Below are 16,413 nucleotides of genomic sequence, written 5' to 3'. Positions count from 1 at the left end.
AGCCGGTGAGTGCTGCACCCGGCGCACAAGAGATTATCGGACGCCTCGCAATTCTGGCCGGAAAGGGCAGTTTCCCGCTTCTGGTAGCGCATGCAGCACGAAAGCTCGGCCATGATCCCTTTGTATTCAGGATCACCGGAGAAGCGGATCAGGACTGGTCCGGCTTCGACAGCAGCGAGCTCAGCATCGCCGATCTCGCTTCCTTTGCCGCCATGGTGCGCCGTCAGAAGATAGGTTCTGTCGTGCTTGCAGGCGGCATCAGGCGGCGCCCGCGGCTCCGTGAGGTCCGTCCCACGTTGCGCTCGCTGTTTGCCTTCGCCTCGTCGCTGGGGCTTCTCGCCTCGGGCGGCGATGACAAGATCCTCAGGCTGGCAATTGCCGTGCTCGAAAACGAGGGCGTTCGGGTTCTTGGCGCGCAGCAGGTGGCACCCAATCTGCTCGGGCAGGCGGGTCCGTTGGGCAGCAAGATACCCTCTGCCGCCGACAGGCGGGATATAGAGGCGGCGTCCGGTGCCGCCCTGGCATTGGGGCGCCTCGATATCGGTCAGGGCGCGGTTGCCGTCGGCGGCCGGGTCATTGCTCTTGAAGGCCTGGAGGGGACAGACGCGATGCTGGCAAGAGTTGCCGACCTGCGCCAGGGCGGAAGACTGTCGTCTCCCGGCGGAGTTCTGGTCAAGCTTTGCAAGCCTGGACAGGACGAGCGCGCCGATCTTCCTTCGGTTGGGCCCGATACCGTAACCAATGCCCATGCGGCAGGCCTCTCGGGCATCGCCATCGAGGCGGGCCGAGCTCTGGTTCTCGAGCGCGAGCAGCTGGTGGAGGTGGCTGATCGGCTGGGCCTTTTCGTGACCGGCATCGAGCCGGGCCAAGGCGGGGGCAAGCAATGACGGCGTTGAAATTGGCAGTCATTGCGGGCGAACCTTCCGGCGATATTCTCGGCGCGGACCTTGTCCGCCAGATTGCCATTCAGAGCGGCGAACAGCCCGAACTGGTTGGCGTCGGTGGTGAGCAACTGACTGCCGAGGGGCTGAACTCGCTCTTCGACTTCACCGAATTGTCCATCATCGGATTTTCCGAAGTGCTGGCCCGCTTGCCCAGACTGGTCATGCGCATACGCCAGGCCGCCGATGCCATCATTGCGGCAAGGCCCGATTGCCTGATCATTATCGACAGTCCGGATTTCAGCCACCGCGTCGCCCGCAAGGTTCGCAAGGCGTTGCCTGCCACCAGGATCATCAATTATGTCTGTCCGACCGTCTGGGCCTGGAAACCCGAGCGGGCGGCGGCAATGACGGCGTATGTCGATCATGTGCTCTCCATCTTTCCGTTCGAACCGGAAATCGTGGCACGGCTCGGCGGACCGCCGCTGACCTATGTCGGCCACCGGTTGATGGAGGATCCGGGTCTGGCCGCGGCATTCGCAGCCCAGATGGCCCGCAAGCCGGCAAGGTCTGCCCAGGCACCGCTCACCTGCCTGCTGCTGCCCGGGTCTCGGCAAAGCGAGGTCAGGCGGCTTGCACCGGTGTTCGGGGAGGCGGCCCGGGTTCTCGCCGGGATCAACCCGCAAATCCGCTTCGTGCTTCCAGCCGGTGCCCATGTAGAGCGGCAGATCCGAGATGAGATTCTCGGCTGGGATGTCGGTTGCAGGATTGTTACCGGTGAAGCCGCCAAATGGCAGGCTTTCGGCGAGGCCGACGTCGCCATGGCCGCTTCCGGAACGGTCTTGCTTGAACTGGCACTGGCGGGGGTGCCGCACATGTCCTGCTACAAGCTCGATCCGATCGCCAGAGTGCTGTTCAACATGATCACCACCTGGACAGGCGCCTTGCCCAACATGATCGCCGACCGCGTTGTCATTCCCGAGTATTATGACAAGCAGGTGCGCCCGGAGCGCCTGGCACGCCAGGCAAACCAGTTGGCCACGGACACATTGCACCGGGCCGCCGTGCTGTCTGATTTCGAGCTGATCCGCTCGCGGATGGAAGTCGGTGTGCCTGCATCGGAGCTTGCGGCCCGGACCGTGCTTTCGGTGCTCGCGGGCAACTGAACGCCCACCACGAGCGCATCCGGGCAAACGGTCTCCGACACTGCCGTATCGGCGAACCCGAAGGATGATCCGGCCCGGCGCCTGTTCCCTCATGGTCCAGAATTGGCAACACCGCATTTCATACTGGACTCGAAGATTACCCCTGAAACGAAAAAAGCGCCCGAAGGCGCTTTCTCGGTAGTCTGTCGGTCAGGCGCCGAACTCAGCGCTTCGACACAGGCACGTAATCGCGGGCCGGTTCACCGATATAGAGCTGGCGCGGACGTCCGATACGCTGGCCCGGATCCTCGATCATTTCGCTCCACTGGGCAATCCAGCCGACGGTCCGCGCAAGCGCGAACAGAACCGTGAACATGGTGGTCGGGAAGCCGAGCGCCTTCAGCGTGATGCCCGAGTAGAAGTCGATGTTCGGGTAGAGCTTCTTCTCGATGAAGTAGCTGTCGGTCAGCGCGATCCGCTCGAGCTCCATTGCCACTTCGAGAAGTGGATCGTCCTTGATGCCCAGTTCGCCCAGCACTTCGTGCGTGGTCTTCTGCATGATCTTGGCGCGCGGATCGTAGTTCTTGTAGACCCGGTGACCAAAACCCATCAGGCGGAACGGATCGTTCTTGTCCTTGGCCCGGTTGACGAAATCCGGGATCTTGTCGACGCTGCCGATCTCCGAAAGCATGTTGAGTGCCGCTTCGTTGGCGCCGCCATGAGCCGGGCCCCAGAGGCAGGCAATGCCCGCTGCGATGCAGGCGAACGGGTTGGCACCCGAGGAGCCTGCCAGGCGAACGGTCGAGGTCGAGGCGTTCTGTTCGTGGTCGGCGTGCAGGATGAAGATCCTGTCCATCGCCCGCGACAGCACCGGGTTGACCTCATACTCCTCGCAAGGCACCGCAAAGCACATGCGCAGGAAGTTGGAAGCGTAGTCGAGATCGTTCTTTGGATACACGAAGGGCTGGCCGATATGGTATTTGTAGGCCATCGCGGCAAGTGTCGGCATCTTTGCGATCATCCGCATCGAGGCGACCATGCGCTGATGCGGGTCGGTGATGTCGGTCGAGTCGTGGTAGAACGCCGACAGGGCGCCGACGCAGCCGCACATGACGGCCATCGGGTGGGCATCACGGCGGAAACCGGTGAAGAACCGGCTCATCTGCTCGTGCACCATGGTGTGGCGGGTCACGCGATAATCGAAATCTGCCTTCTGTGTCGCTGTCGGCAGTTCACCGTAAAGAAGCAGATAGCAGACCTCAAGGAAGTCGCCGTGCTCGGCAAGCTGGTCGATCGGGTAGCCCCGGTGCAGCAAAATGCCTTCATCTCCGTCGATAAAGGTGATCTTGGATTCGCAAGACGCCGTGGATGTGAAACCGGGGTCATAGGTAAAGGCGCCGGTGTTCTTGTAAAGCGTGCCGATGTCGACGACGTCGGGGCCGATTGTGCCGGTTTTGATCGGCAGGTCGACCTCTTTACCGTCCATAGTGATTTTTGCGTTGTTGTCTGCCATGGCATGTCCTTCCACAAATGCAGGCGTTCGGCGCGTGGCCGACGTCTTGGATGACCGTCACGCGTCTAGCTATATGATTTGCTGCACCGTGCCAAGCTATGCACATGGCTAATTGTCGGGCTGCGAGCGGATATGCAAAGGCCCGCAAACGTTCGCTTTAGAAAATGATAACACTTTGGAATTGTGTAACAAACGCCATGGAGTTGGCGCATGACGATGAACGGTGACGAGTTGCGGTGCGGTAACCGTCATTGCAATTCAGGGTAGCGTTTCTGCTCGTTTCGGTGGTAGACTCGCACGCTTCAGGCGAGGCGTGCATGATGCAGGCAGAACGCGAGGTCACAGAACACGAAAAGGTCGGTGCGCGCGCCGTTGCCACGCCGGCACTTCCGCTTGACGATGCCGGCACCTTGCCGGTCGCGTGGCGTGATACCCGGCGTCTGAGTGATGTCGCCGCCGCCCGCCCGGCGCCCGGCATCGCAACCCGCCTCGGTCGTGCTTTCCAGTCGGCAGCATCTGTGGAAACAGACCGGGGGCTGGCTTTCCTGTTTCTTCCCGTGGCCATGGGCGCAGGGGCGGGGCTCTACTACATGGCGCCCACCGATCCTCCCTTGTTGCTTTTGGCGGCCGGATTGATGGCTGCCTTGCTGGCGGGTGTATTTACCCGCTTGCGCCACAGTGGGGTAGCGCGAACGGCCGGATTTGCAGCCGCCCTGATTTCGGGTTCGCTGGCCGCGGCTTTCGAGGCGCACAATGGTGTCATCCTGCTCGATTCCGACGTGACCACCTCGGTTACGGGCCTGGTCGAGGCCCGTGAGTTCGATCCCGACGGCAGGGTGCGCTACCTGATACGCCTCAAGAACACGGCTGATCCTCAGATCCGGCGGCCTCCGGACCGGGTGCGGCTTTCGGCAAGACGCCCGCATCAGCCGGCGCCGGTCGGTTCCCAGATCAATGGCCGGGCGAGGTTGACTGCCCCCTCGGGCCCGGTCATGCCGGGCGGTTATGATTTTGCCTTCCGCTCCTTTGCCGATGGTATTGGTGCGCAAGGCTATTTCTACCGTGCACCGGCTTACAACGTCGAGCCACAGGATGGACGCGGCCTTGTGCAGGTCTGGAAAGACGGCTTGCGCACGGCCAGGGAGGACATTGCCGCCCGGATACGCCTGGTACTGCCGGGGGATCCGGGTGGCATTGCAGCGGCGCTCACGGTCTCCGACCGGCGCGGCATCAGTCGGGAAACTGTCGATGTGCTTCGCGCCACGGGTCTTGCCCACATTCTCGCGATTTCCGGGCTGCACATGGCTCTGGCTGCCGGCATACTCTATATCGGGGTCAGGAAAGCCCTGGCGGTGTTTCCGGCCCTGGTGGAGGCATTGCCGGTCAAGAAAATTGCGGCGATCGGTGCGCTGATGACCGCCACGGCCTATCTGATGATATCGGGCGGCAGCGTCTCGACGCAGCGGGCCTGGGTGATGCTAACCGTGATGCTTGTGGCCGTATTGGTCGACCGGCCGGCGCTGACGATGCGCAATGTCGCGCTTGCGGCAATCGTGATCATCCTGATCTCACCCTCCGCAGTCGTTGGCCCGGGCTTCCAGATGTCGTTTGCCGCAACCGCGGCGCTGATATCCGCCTATGCCGCCATTGCCCGTCGGCCCCGTAACACCGCCGCCCGCGAGGTGGCTCAGGCCAGGCGGCCGGGACTGCGCAGCCTGCCGGGTCTTGTCGCAAAGGCAATGCTTGGCCTTGCCATCACATCGCTGGTCGCGGGTCTCGCCACCGGTCTGTTCTCCGCACATCATTTTCACCGGGTGGCGGGCAACGGATTGCTTGCCAATCTTCTGGCGATGCCATTGGTGACATTCATTGTCATGCCTGCCGGGCTTCTTGCCATGCTCGTGATGCCGTTCGGTTTGGAGGCCTGGCCGCTCAGGCTGATGGGGCAGGGGCTCGAAGCTGTGATTGCGGCAGCCAATTTCGTCAATGATCTTGGTGGCGATGTCAGTGTCGGGCAGATCCCGGTCGAGGCCACGCTGATTGCGGGAACAGGCTTTGTGCTGCTGGTGTTTCTGACAAGCTGGCTGCGTCTCTTCGGGCTGGCCCTGATCTGCCTCGGTCTCACATTGGTGTTGCCGCCATTCAGGCAGGCTGAACCGGATCTGCTGGTCAGCGAGGATGGCAGACTTGTCGGGCTGAAAACCGGGGGTAGCCTTGCCAGCAATGCAGCCAGGCCATCGGCCTTCATCTTTCGCCAGTGGCAGACTGCGCTCCGGGGGATGCCACATTTGCCACCGCTACCTGCCGAAACCGTCAAAAAATCCACGTCGGATGAACCGGCCCCGGATATCCTTGACCGGCTGCTTGCGTCGGCGGTTCGCGAACCTTCCCGGTTTCACTGCGCCGGCCGCGGCCTCTGTGCCGCAGTCCACAAGCAGCTTGCCATCATCGCCATCGATAAAGCGGACTTGATCGGCGCCGCCTGTGACCGGGCCGATCTGGTGATCGTGGCTGTTCCCGTCTATCTCGGCAGGTGCTGGTCGGGCGCCACACTGATCACGTCGCGAACACTGCGCCGCTCCGGGGCGCTGGCAATTACACTCGAGGAGCCAACCCGGCAATATCTGCCGCAAAGCGGTCCGAAGCCCGATCCCGAAATCAGGCAGGACATTCAAATCAGGGCGGCCCTGCAGGGCATCACCCGACCGTGGACGATCCAGCGTTACTATGATTGGCGCACGGACACGTTCGATTTGCCAAATTGACCACACTGCCAGCGATCTTTTCGCCCATACATTCATCAGGGGATGCAATGCACGGCACGGTGTCTCAAGCGATCATTTAAGGACTGCAGGCAGAGATCATACTTCCGGCACAGTGAAGGGTACGCGCTTCAGTGATAGCGCCGGATAAGGCCGACCAGCTTGCCTTGCACCTTCACCCGGTCGGGCCCGAAGATCCGGGTTTCATAGGCCGGGTTCGCCGCCTCGAGCGCGATCGACGCACCCTTGCGCCGGAAGCGCTTCAGTGTTGCTTCCTCGTCATCGACCAGTGCCACGATGATGTCGCCCGGATTGGCGGTCGACATGTTGCGGATCACCACGGTGTCACCGTCAAAGATCCCGGCATCGATCATTGAATCGCCCTTTACCTCGAGCGCGTAATGGTCTCCGGGGCCGATCATCTCGGCAGGAACGGTGATGTTGTGGGTGATGTTCTGGATCGCCGAAATCGGCACGCCAGCTGCAATGCGGCCCATCATTGGCACTTCCGCCACGTGCGACGCCTCGTCATTGGCAGGTTCCGCCCGCCGTGCCGGCTCTGGCTGTTTGCCCAGACTGCCTTCGATCACGCTCGGAGAAAATCCGCGGCGTGGCTGCAGGTTGGCCTGGTAGCTGTCGGGAAGCTTGATCACCTCAAGCGCACGGGCGCGGTTTGGAAGCCGCCGAATGAAACCGCGCTCTTCCAGCGCCGTGATCAGACGGTGGATGCCGGACTTCGATGCCAGGTCGAGCGCATCCTTCATCTCGTCAAACGATGGCGGAATGCCGCTTTCCTTCATGCGTTCATTGATGAAGAGCAGAAGCTCGTGCTGTTTGCGCGTCAACATTGGCATTTTACCCCGGGGTCCGGCCCAATTGCCGGAATGAAACAAAACCAGAACTTGGGTACCATGTTCCATATGTGTTCCGCAAGGGGTAAAGAAACAATGAAGGAACATTGGCGGCGCGAACCATAAACGGGTGCGGAACATGGCCGTTGAAAGCTCACGGGCGCTGATTTTCTGCCTAAATCATTGAGATGTTTATGTATTGTGCCTGTAGGCAAGGCGCAGGTGGCTTGTCCGGTCCGGGGCGAACAGGAGATGCCTGGTCCGATGTGGGTTGTTTGGAACACAGGATAAGCCGAATCACTGGGCGAGGGTCCATCCACCTGCCTGCCACTCGGTTAAGATGCTCTGTTCAAAGGCTGATGCGGACCGGCAGGTCGAAGTCATTGTCCTGCTTGACCGCTTCCGCTGCGGCGAAGAGTGCTTTCTTGTACTCCGTAAAATTCTTCTTGAACCGGTCGGTGACGCCGCCCAGTGCCAGCGCCACTGGCTGTCCTTGCAGTTCGGCCGGAAGCCTCAGTGCCAGGGTGGAGCCGCCTTCAAGCGGCATGTTCTCCGCATAGGCAAAGCCGTTCTCGTGGATCTCCTTGATCCGCGCCAGTATTGTCTTGGTGTCTGTGCGCTCGTTCGGGTTCTGCGTGGCGATGTTGGCCCGCCGGACGATGTTGTCGATCTTGTCCTCGGGCAGCGTGGAGAGCAGGATCCATCCCGCAGCCGAGAGCGTGATCGGCCGCATGAAGCCTTCGTCGATGTGAAAGCGCAGCGCGTGAATGGACTCCTTCGTCCGGGTATATTGCAGGTAGATGTCGTTCTTGGTTCCCAGGAACACGCCTTCGCCGGTCGCTGCATGCAGGTCGTTGAGCGCATCGATCATCTGTCCGGAGCCGAACATGACGCGCGGAATCCAGTCCCCCAGAGCGGTAAGCTTCGGGGTGGGAAAGTAGTCGCGCGTGCTTCTGTCGAAATTCAGATAGCCGAGGTTGACCAGCGTCTTGAGCATCACGGTGGTGCTTGATTGCGGGTAGCCGAGATCGCTCGCCATCTGCGACATCGAACGCGGTTGCTGCGCCAGCTTGAAGTATTCGAGGATCTCGATGGCGCGTGTCGCTGATTTGACCTGCGGATTCGCCATGGCCCGTTAACCTCCCAAATTCACATCTGTGAAATTCTGCCCCACATAAGAATATTTCTACTGGAACTGGCGGAAACATGCCAGTTTCTTTTCCAAGGAAGACGCCGGGTTGAAGCGCGGCAGGAGGAGGCGACCAGGGTTGCCTTTCGCGCTGGAAACCGGCTCCGCTGGAGGAAATCGGATGCACTTTCGGAACATCTCGCTATGAGCGGCAGGCTCGAGGGGCGCGTCGCGCTCATCGTCGGCGGTGGTCAGGGCATCGGCCGTGCGATCTGTGAAGCCTATGCCCGCGAGGGGGCTGCAGTCGGTGTCGTCGACATCCGCCAGGATACTGCCGAGCAGGCAGCAGAGGCACTTCGCGCATCCGGCGGCAAGGCCATCGCTATCACCGGCAACGCGGCAAAACGCGACGAGGTCTTTGCCGCCGCCGAGGCTGCGCGCGAGGCTTTCGGGCCGGTAACGGTGCTGGTCAACAACGCCATGTGGAACCGTTACGGCCCGCTCGAGGAGCAATCCGAAGAGACCATCGGCAGGATGATCGACGTCGGTTTCAAGGGCGTGATCTGGGGCTATCAGGCTGTGCTCGAGCAGATGCGCGGAGCGGGCGGCGGGGCGATCGTCAATATCGCGTCCCCCTCGGCGGTTCTCGCGATGAAGCATGGCATCATGTACAGCGCGATCAAGGCCGCCGTCGCTGCGGCCACGCGCAGCGCGGCCGCCGAATTCGGTGCCGACAATATCCGGGTCAATGCGATTGCCCCGGGGTCAACCCGCACAGACGGTGCAATGCGGGTGGTGAGCGAGGAGGCCTGGGAGCGCCGTCGCCAGCGGGTGCCGCTGGGGAGGCTGGGCGAGCCCGAGGATATCGCGCGCGCCGCCGTTTATCTGGCGTCTGATGAGTCATCCTACGTGACAGGCGACATGATGTTTGTCGACGGGGGAATTACCTACGCGTTTTCGTAGCCGGCAGGGAGCCGGCGCATGTGGCGCGCGATCAAATCTGGACAGAAATTCAACGGGAGGAAACCATGACTACATTGAGGAAAACCACTGGCCTTGCCGGCATGCTGATGCTGACCACGGCTCTAGTCGCATCGCCTGCGAGCGCCGAAATCTCGGACAACGTTGTCCGTATCGGCGTGATGGCCGACCAGTCCGGCCCCTATGCCGACAATTGTGGCCCCGGCTCGGTGCTGATGGTCAAGATGGCCGTCGAGGACTTCGGCGGCTCGGTCAACGGATCGCCAATCGAGGTCGTGGTCGCCGACGACCAGAACAAGCCCGATATTGGTGTCGCACAAGCGCTCAAGTGGGTGGACGAGGAAGGCGTCGACACGATTGTCGGCTGTTCCGCGTCGTCTATCGCCCATGCCGTCAACGACATCATGCGTGACAAGCAGAAACCCTACATCGTTTCGGGCAGCGCATCCACTGCGGTAACCAATGAATCCTGCTCGCCGATGACCACCAACTGGGCCTTCGACACCTATACCTTGGCCAAGGGTGCGGTTGCCGCGCAGATGGCGCGGGGCATGGACAGCTGGTACTTCATCACCGTCGACTACACCTTCGGCAAGACGTGGCAGGAAGACGCCACCCGCTTCATCGAGGCCGCCGGCGGCAAGGTCGTCGGCTCGACGCTGCATCCGCTCGGCACCAACGACTTCTCGTCGCAGTTGCTGCAGGCTCAAGCCAGCGGCGCCAAGGCCATCGGCATCGCCAATGCCGGCGCCGATCTCGGAAACCTGATCAAGCAGGCCAACGAATTCGGTATCGTGGCCGCCGGGCAGAACCTCGCTCCGCTCGGCGTGCTGATCAACAACATCCACGCCATCGGCCTGGAGCCGACCAAGGGTATGGTGTTCTCGAGCGCTGCCTACTGGGATCGCGATGATGAAAGCCGCGCCCTGGCGCAGCGCTTCAGCGAGGCCTTCAACGGACGCAAGCCCAACGAAGCGCAGCTGGTCACCTATTCCGCAGTCACCCATTATCTGAAGTCCATCGCTGCGGCTGGTGCCGATGATGGCGTCTCAGTGATGACATCGATGCGCGAAATGCCGGTCAGTGACGCCATCGTCAAGGATGCGAAGATCCGCGGTGACGGCGTGGTCATGAAGCCGATGCTGGCATCCAAGGTGAAGGCGCCTTCGGAATCGAAGGGTGAATGGGACTACTACGAAATCATCGGCGAAATCGCCGCTGAGGACGCGTGGCGGTCTGAAGCCGACAGCGCCTGCGCGCTTCTCAAGAAGTAGGCAGACCTGAACCAGCGCGGCCGGACCTTTGCTCCGGCCGCGCCTGTTCCCGAATGCATTCCAGAGCCCGACATGACCAAAGTAGCCAGAAACGTAACCGCCCGGCGCATTTCACCGACCGCTGACATGCTCGGCGAAAGCCCGGTCTGGGATCCGCACAATGCGACGCTCTACTGGGTGGATGGCGTCTCGCGCCTGATCAGAATGCATGACACGCTGGCCGGAACCTTCCGGCAGATCGAGGTCCCCTCGATGATCGGCTCCATCGGTCTGGCCCAGGACGGCAAGCTGGTGGCGGGCCTTGTGGACGGTATCTATCTCGTCGACATCGCCAGCGGAGAGTGTGCGCCGCTTTATAAGTTGCCGCGGCCAAGCGACCGCATCCGCTTCAATGACGGCAAGGTCGACCGCCAGGGCCGCTTCCTCTGCGGCTCGATGGGCGTCTACGCCGAAGCCAGCGGCGAGCTGATCCGCGTCGACAGCACCGGCAAGGCCGATGTGCTGGCCAATGGCATCCGCATCGCCAATTCGCTCTGTTTCAGCCCTGACGGGGCGACGATGTATTTTTCCGACAGTCTCGACCGCAAGGTCCGGGCCTATGCCTACGACAAGGAAGAGGGGGCGCTCGACCGACCCCGGATCCATGTCGATACCGCCGAGTTTGATTCCGGACCAGATGGCGCCACGGTCGACAGCGAAGGCTGCATCTGGGTAGCGCTGGTTCAGGCGGGAAAGATCGGCCGCTTCACGCCCGATGGCAAGCTCGACTGCCTGATCGAGGCGCCGACCGACATGCCGACCTGCATGAGTTTCGGCGGACCCGACCTGACAACGCTCTACCTCACCTCGATCAAGGATTCCGGATCGGGACGCGCCATTTCCCGCCATCCGCACGGTGGCGCGCTTTACGCGCTTGAAGGGCTCGGCGTCAAAGGCCTGCCGGAACCCCGTTTCGGACAACCGCAGGATCTGACGCAATGAGTGACGCATTCTCCAGCCTGCTGGCGCCGCTGAGCGTTGCCCTTGTCGGCGCGTCCGATGATCCGACACGGATCGGCGGCCGGCCGTTGCGTTACCTCAGGGAGTCCGGTTTCAAGGGTCAAGTGCTGCCGGTAAATCCGAAGCGCGAAACCGTGCAGGGACTGCCCGCCTATTCCAGCATCGCGGCACTTCCGGCAATCCCCGACACTGCCATTCTCGCCGTGCCTTCGCACCTCACCCGACAGGCGGTGGAGGAGTGCGCGCAAGCCGGGGTGAAATCGGCGATCGTCTTTTCCGCAGGCTTTGCCGAAACCGGCACCGACGGCGCGCGGCTTCAGGCCGACATGGTCGCCATTGCCAGGAGCAGAGGCATGCGGCTGCTCGGACCGAACTGCCTGGGCGTCTTCAACCCGTCGGTTGGCTATTTCGGCACGTTCTCCGTGGTGCTCGACAATCAGCTGATTGCGCCCGGTCCGGTCGGCATCGTCTCCCAAAGCGGCGCCTACGGTGCGCATATTGCCCATCTTGCCCGCAAGCGCGGGCTCGGCATCAGCCAGTGGGTCACCACCGGCAATGAATGCGACATCGATGTTGCCGAAACGCTCGACTGGATGGTCCGGCAACCCGAAACAAACGTGATCATGGCCTATGCCGAGGGCGTGCGCGATCGCGACGCCTTCATCGGTGCGCTCGAACGGGCGCGCAAGGCGGAGAAGGCCATCATCTTCATGAAGACCGGCCGCTCGGACGTCGGCGCGGAGGCCGCGGCATCGCACACGGCTTCGCTTGCCGGCTCGGATGCGGTTTTCGACGCGGTGCTGCGCCAATATGGCGTCTACCGGGCCAGCACCACCGCCGAGCAACTGGATGTCGCGTATGCCTGCGCGTCAGGCATCTATCCTCCCTCCAACCGCACCGGCATCTTCACCATGTCGGGCGGCTTTGGCATCCAGTTGGCGGACGACGCCGAAGCGGCCGGTCTCGATGTGGCGCCCATGCCCGACGCGGCGCAGGACAAGCTCAGAGAGATGTTGCCCTATTCGTCGCCGCGCAACCCGGTCGATGCGACCGCGCAGGTGGTCAGCGACATGGACATGCTGACGAGCTATGTGCGCGCCATGATCACCGAGGGCGGCTACGACATCTTCACCGCCATTCTCGGCACCGGACCGTCATCGAAAAACTTTGCCGATCCGTTGCGCAAGGCGTTGATGGCGGCGATGGACGGGCAGGAGGGCAAGATCCGGGGCCTGACCATGTCGGCGCCCGACGAGGTGGTGCGCCAGTACGAGAAGGACGGCTTCCTGGTCTACGAGGATGGCTCGGCGCTCGCCGGAGCGCTCGGCGCACTGGTCTGGCTCAGGCAGGGCTTCGATCTCAACCGGGATGGGGCTCCGGTGGCCCCGGGCGCGCGGCTCGAGCTGCCGGAAGGCCCGTTGAGCGAGGCGGATGCAAAGGCGATCCTCGCCCGGGCGGGGCTCGATTTCCCCGGCGAGCGGCTTGTGCCATTGGGTGAGGACGTGGGCGAGGCGGCGAGCCGGATCGGCTTTCCGGTGGTGCTCAAGATCTGCTCCCCGGATATCGCCCACAAGACCGAAGTCGGCGGCGTTGCCGTCAATCTGCGCGATGCCGATGCGGCCCGGAAGGCAGCTGCAGAGATCCTGCATCGCGCCGCCGAACACGCGCCTGGCGCCAGGCTCGACGGCATCCTGGTGGCGCCGATGGCGCCCGAGGGCGTCGAGACGATCGCCGGCGTCATGCAGGATCCGGTGCTGGGTCCGGTGGTGATGTTTGGTCTCGGCGGCATTTTCGTCGAGGTGCTCAAGGACGTGACTTTCCGCGCGGCCCCCTTCGATGAAGCGGAAGCCATGCGGATGATCCGCGAGATCCGTGGGCACGCCATGCTCGAAGGGGTTCGCGGCGCCCCGCCATCCGATATCGAGGCGCTTGCGCGGATGCTCTCGAACCTGTCACGCTTCGCCGCAGCGCATGCCGACCGCATCGAGAGCATCGATCTCAATCCGGTCCGGGTGCTGCCGCGCGGACAGGGCGTTGTGCCGCTCGACGCGCTGATTGTTCTGAAAGAGGAGGCCACCGATGACCGCCACTGACATGGAAGCCAGAATTGTCGAACTGATGGACCGCGAAGCCATCCGCGATTGCCTGTATCTCTATTGCCGCGGCATCGACCGTGCCGACGAGGCCACGCTTCGCTCAGCCTACTGGCCCGACGCGATCGACAATCACGGCAGCTACAACGGCCCGATCGATGGTTTCGTCGAATGGGCAAGAGCGGTCTGGGCCAAGGGTCCGCGCAACATTCACGCCATTTCCAATGTCCTGATCGAGTTCAAGTCGGCGACGACGGCGCATGTGGAAAGCTATTTCTCGGCCTTGCAGCGCGGCGCCGGTGGCGATGGCGTGGTGCGCCAGTTTGCCTTGAGCGGCCGCTATTGCGACGTCTTCGAGAAACGCGAGGGCGAGTGGCGCGTGCTCGAGCGCACGGTGGTCTTCGACTGGGTCGAGCCGCAGACCGCGCCAGGAGAGAGTGAGGAAGAGCGTTTCGGGCCAAGAACCCCGATCGGCGGCAATTACCCCGACGACCCGGTCTACCACATGGGCAAGGCCAAGGCTGGCTGATCAATCAGGCAACGGTCGTCGGCCCTCCGAACCCGCGCGATCACGCTGCACGTTGGCGGTGTGGCGCAATTGAATGATACATTTCCAGGAGCATGGTTTGGATAACGTGCTGACAAACAGAGCTGAAACCGTTTCCACCGAGGCCTATCTGGCCGGCATGCGCGCGATCGTGCAGCCGGTCGGCCTGGTGACCGCCGCCTGCGGCGGAGAGCGCGACGGCGTGACGGCTGTCACCGTCTGTTCTGCGACGATGGAGCCGCCGACCCTTCTTGTCAGTATCAAGCAGGATTCGGCCGTGGCGCAGATCATCACCCGTTGCGAGGCCTTTGGCGTCAGTTTCCTCGCAGATACGCAGGCGCGCATGGCGCGGCGGTTTTCCGATGGCGGAGCCGAAGGCGAAATGCTCTTTGGAGACGGCAAATGGCTCACCGCGGCCACCGGCGCACCGTTGCTCGACGGCGCGGTCAGCGCCTTTGATTGCCGCCTCGTCGATGTCGTTACCTGCGGCGGCCACAGCCTGTTTCTCGGCCGCGTGGTGTCGATGATCTCCAATGAGGGCGAGGGCCTTCTGTATGGCGACGGCTATTTTCGCCGCCTCGCGTCCAAGGACTGAACCGGTAGAGGACAAGCACATGAGCACCCCCCGCGTTGTAATCATTACAGGTGCTGCAGGCGGCGTCGGCCGCGCCATGCTGGCGGAGTTCGCCGCGCGCGGCGATCTGCTGATCGGCGTCGATGTGGTGCAAAGCGGCCTCGCCGATGCGGTAAGGGAATTCGGCGACCAGCATCATGCCTTTGAGTGCGACCTCTCCGACGAAGCCAACATCATGGCCCTGTTCAATGAGATCGATGGGGTCGTCGACCGTGTCGACGTGCTCCTGAACAACGCCGCCGTAGGGCCGACCATGCAGCCGACGCTCGAGACCGACATGGCCGGGTTTCGCAAGGCGATCCACACCAATCTCTACGGACCCTTCGTGATGGCGCGCGAGGCGGCTCGGCGGATGCCCGCAAACGGCGGCGCCATCGTCAACACGGCCTCGCTCGCCGGCGTTCTGGGCAATCCCGGCCGCAATGCCTATGCCGCCTCAAAGGCGGCGCTTATCTCGATGACCAAGTCGCTGGCCTGCGAATGGGCGGCGCGCAAGGTGAGGGTGACAGCGATCGCGCCGGGCTACATTCGCACTCCGATGGTCGCAGCGCTTGAGCGCGAGGGAAAAGCGGATCTGTCGCTGGTACGCCAGCGTATCCCGGTTGGCCGGCTCGGGCGTTCCGACGAGATCGCCTCCATCGCGGGCTTTCTGGCCTCGGATGCGGCGCGCTATGTGACCGGATCGGTGGTGGTGGCCGATGGCGGCTGGATGTCGTTCAACCAGCCCGGAACCGCCCATCCGCCGGTCGATGGAACGCCGGCGGCCGAGCTCGCACGACCTGAACCCGCAGTAGACCCGCGTGTGGTTGTCGTCACCGGTGCAGGCAACGGCATAGGCCGGGCAATCGCTCGGCGGTTCGCCGAAAACGGCGACCGCGTCGCGCTGATCGACAGGGACGGCGAGGCGGTGCGCAAAGCGGTCGAGACGCTTGGCGATGGGCATCTCGCCATCGAGGCAGACATCGGTTCAGAGACATCGGTCGCAAATGCCTTCGCCCAAATTGCCGAGCGGTTCGGCCATATCGATGTGATGATCAACAATGCCGCCATCGCCGATGTGTTCAAGCCGGCGATGGAGCAGCACACGGCTGATCTTGAGCGGGTCATGGACGTCAATCTCGCTGGCGCGTTCATGTGCACAAAGGCGGCGCTGGCGCTGATGCGGGGCAGGGCGGGGATGATCCTCAATATGGGCTCGATCAACAGCTTCCTGCCGTTCGCGCCGCGCCATGCCTATGGCGCCTCGAAAGCGGCAATCGACATCCTGACGCGCTGCTTCGCCGCCGAACTCGGCCAGAAGGGCATCCGCAGCGCCACGCTGGCACCGGGCTATATCCGCACCCCGGGCGTCGCCGCGCTCGAGCAGTCGGGCAAGGTCGACAGCGATGCGATCCGCAAACGGATACCGCTCGGCGATATGGGACGCCCCGAAGACATCGCCGGTGCAGCACTGTTCCTGACGTCTCCGGCAGCGTCCTACATCAATGGCGGCATCCTTTATGTCGACGGCGGCTGGACCTCTTTCGGCAATGCCGGACAGGCGTCCGACGGCGGGCAATAGGGCCGCTGACCAACGGGGGATCACCTGGCGCGCGATCCATGTT

Annotated in this window: 13 protein-coding genes; 10 read left to right on the top strand and 3 right to left on the bottom strand. The window is 62.8% G+C overall.

From position 1 onward, the window contains the following. The first annotated feature begins 5 nt into the window (after positions 1–5). Both GTW23_RS09460 and lpxB read left to right on the top strand, forming a co-directional pair. Positions 6–887 carry an LpxI family protein gene (locus GTW23_RS09460; protein WP_252915511.1) on the top strand — a complete coding sequence of 294 codons (882 nt, stop codon included), beginning with the start codon at positions 6–8 and terminating at the stop codon, positions 885–887. Beyond that, on the top strand, positions 884–2,047 hold the full coding sequence (lpxB, locus tag GTW23_RS09455; protein WP_252915510.1) for a lipid-A-disaccharide synthase: 1,164 nt from the start codon (positions 884–886) through the stop codon (positions 2,045–2,047). The genes GTW23_RS09460 and lpxB overlap by 4 nt, the downstream gene beginning before the upstream one ends. A gap of 202 nt (positions 2,048–2,249) precedes the next feature. Here lpxB and gltA read toward each other — a convergent pair whose 3' ends face one another. Continuing rightward, positions 2,250–3,539: a citrate synthase gene (gltA, locus tag GTW23_RS09450; protein ID WP_252915509.1), complete on the bottom strand. Its 1,290-nt coding sequence runs from the start codon at positions 3,537–3,539 to the stop codon at positions 2,250–2,252. Between the two features lie 317 nt (positions 3,540–3,856). Here gltA and GTW23_RS09445 point away from each other — a divergent pair, with 317 nt between their 5' ends. Next, positions 3,857–6,304, top strand: coding sequence for a ComEC/Rec2 family competence protein (locus GTW23_RS09445; RefSeq protein WP_252915508.1), 2,448 nt, complete (start codon positions 3,857–3,859; stop codon positions 6,302–6,304). A 128-nt stretch (positions 6,305–6,432) separates the two neighbouring features. On the opposite strand, the gene lexA is transcribed toward GTW23_RS09445, so the two are convergent. Then, complete coding sequence (gene lexA / locus GTW23_RS09440; RefSeq protein ID WP_152008879.1) at positions 6,433–7,149, bottom strand: transcriptional repressor LexA; 717 nt, start codon at positions 7,147–7,149, stop codon at positions 6,433–6,435. Positions 7,150–7,501: 352 nt separating this feature from the next. After that, the gene (locus tag GTW23_RS09435) at positions 7,502–8,281 is read right to left on the bottom strand and encodes an IclR family transcriptional regulator (protein WP_152008878.1); all 780 of its coding nucleotides are present in this window, start codon (positions 8,279–8,281) and stop codon (positions 7,502–7,504) included. Positions 8,282–8,485: 204 nt separating this feature from the next. On the opposite strand from GTW23_RS09435, the gene GTW23_RS09430 reads away from it, so the two are divergent. The 7 genes from GTW23_RS09430 to GTW23_RS09400 all read left to right on the top strand — a co-directional run bounded on the left by GTW23_RS09430 (position 8,486) and on the right by GTW23_RS09400 (position 16,370). Further along, entirely contained in the window at positions 8,486–9,244 is a 759-nt protein-coding gene (locus GTW23_RS09430; RefSeq protein ID WP_152008877.1) for an SDR family NAD(P)-dependent oxidoreductase, read from the top strand. A gap of 65 nt (positions 9,245–9,309) precedes the next feature. Next, entirely contained in the window at positions 9,310–10,536 is a 1,227-nt protein-coding gene (locus GTW23_RS09425) for an ABC transporter substrate-binding protein (RefSeq protein ID WP_252915507.1), read from the top strand. 72 nt (positions 10,537–10,608) lie between these two features. Continuing rightward, positions 10,609–11,517 carry an SMP-30/gluconolactonase/LRE family protein gene (locus GTW23_RS09420; RefSeq protein WP_252915506.1) on the top strand — a complete coding sequence of 303 codons (909 nt, stop codon included), beginning with the start codon at positions 10,609–10,611 and terminating at the stop codon, positions 11,515–11,517. Then, positions 11,514–13,628: an acetate--CoA ligase family protein gene (locus GTW23_RS09415; RefSeq protein WP_252915505.1), complete on the top strand. Its 2,115-nt coding sequence runs from the start codon at positions 11,514–11,516 to the stop codon at positions 13,626–13,628. Before GTW23_RS09420 ends, GTW23_RS09415 begins: the two co-directional genes overlap by 4 nt. After that, complete coding sequence (locus tag GTW23_RS09410; protein WP_324288458.1) at positions 13,615–14,157, top strand: nuclear transport factor 2 family protein; 543 nt, start codon at positions 13,615–13,617, stop codon at positions 14,155–14,157. Before GTW23_RS09415 ends, GTW23_RS09410 begins: the two co-directional genes overlap by 14 nt. 106 nt (positions 14,158–14,263) lie before the next feature. Continuing rightward, positions 14,264–14,770 (top strand): flavin reductase family protein, encoded by a 507-nt coding sequence (locus GTW23_RS09405; protein WP_252915504.1) that lies wholly within the window; start codon positions 14,264–14,266, stop codon positions 14,768–14,770. Between the two features lie 19 nt (positions 14,771–14,789). Beyond that, complete coding sequence (locus tag GTW23_RS09400; protein ID WP_252915503.1) at positions 14,790–16,370, top strand: glucose 1-dehydrogenase; 1,581 nt, start codon at positions 14,790–14,792, stop codon at positions 16,368–16,370. The last annotated feature ends 43 nt before the right edge of the window (positions 16,371–16,413 follow it).

Origin of the sequence: Parahoeflea alexandrii (genome assembly GCF_024105735.1) — a bacterium.
Lineage (GTDB): Bacteria > Pseudomonadota > Alphaproteobacteria > Rhizobiales > Rhizobiaceae > Hoeflea > Hoeflea alexandrii.
This window is presented reverse-complemented; position numbering and strand designations above follow the sequence as displayed.

Coding starts and splice junctions, on each gene's coding strand:
- GTW23_RS09400 (WP_252915503.1), top strand. CDS start 14,790: ATGAGCACCCCCCGCGTTGTAATCATTACAGGTGCTGCAGGCGGCGTC.
- GTW23_RS09445 (WP_252915508.1), top strand. CDS start 3,857: ATGATGCAGGCAGAACGCGAGGTCACAGAACACGAAAAGGTCGGTGCG.
- lpxB (WP_252915510.1), top strand. CDS start 884: ATGACGGCGTTGAAATTGGCAGTCATTGCGGGCGAACCTTCCGGCGAT.
- GTW23_RS09420 (WP_252915506.1), top strand. CDS start 10,609: ATGACCAAAGTAGCCAGAAACGTAACCGCCCGGCGCATTTCACCGACC.
- GTW23_RS09410 (WP_324288458.1), top strand. CDS start 13,615: ATGACCGCCACTGACATGGAAGCCAGAATTGTCGAACTGATGGACCGC.
- GTW23_RS09430 (WP_152008877.1), top strand. CDS start 8,486: ATGAGCGGCAGGCTCGAGGGGCGCGTCGCGCTCATCGTCGGCGGTGGT.
- lexA (WP_152008879.1), bottom strand. CDS start 7,149: ATGTTGACGCGCAAACAGCACGAGCTTCTGCTCTTCATCAATGAACGC.
- gltA (WP_252915509.1), bottom strand. CDS start 3,539: ATGGCAGACAACAACGCAAAAATCACTATGGACGGTAAAGAGGTCGAC.
- GTW23_RS09435 (WP_152008878.1), bottom strand. CDS start 8,281: ATGGCGAATCCGCAGGTCAAATCAGCGACACGCGCCATCGAGATCCTC.
- GTW23_RS09415 (WP_252915505.1), top strand. CDS start 11,514: ATGAGTGACGCATTCTCCAGCCTGCTGGCGCCGCTGAGCGTTGCCCTT.
- GTW23_RS09425 (WP_252915507.1), top strand. CDS start 9,310: ATGACTACATTGAGGAAAACCACTGGCCTTGCCGGCATGCTGATGCTG.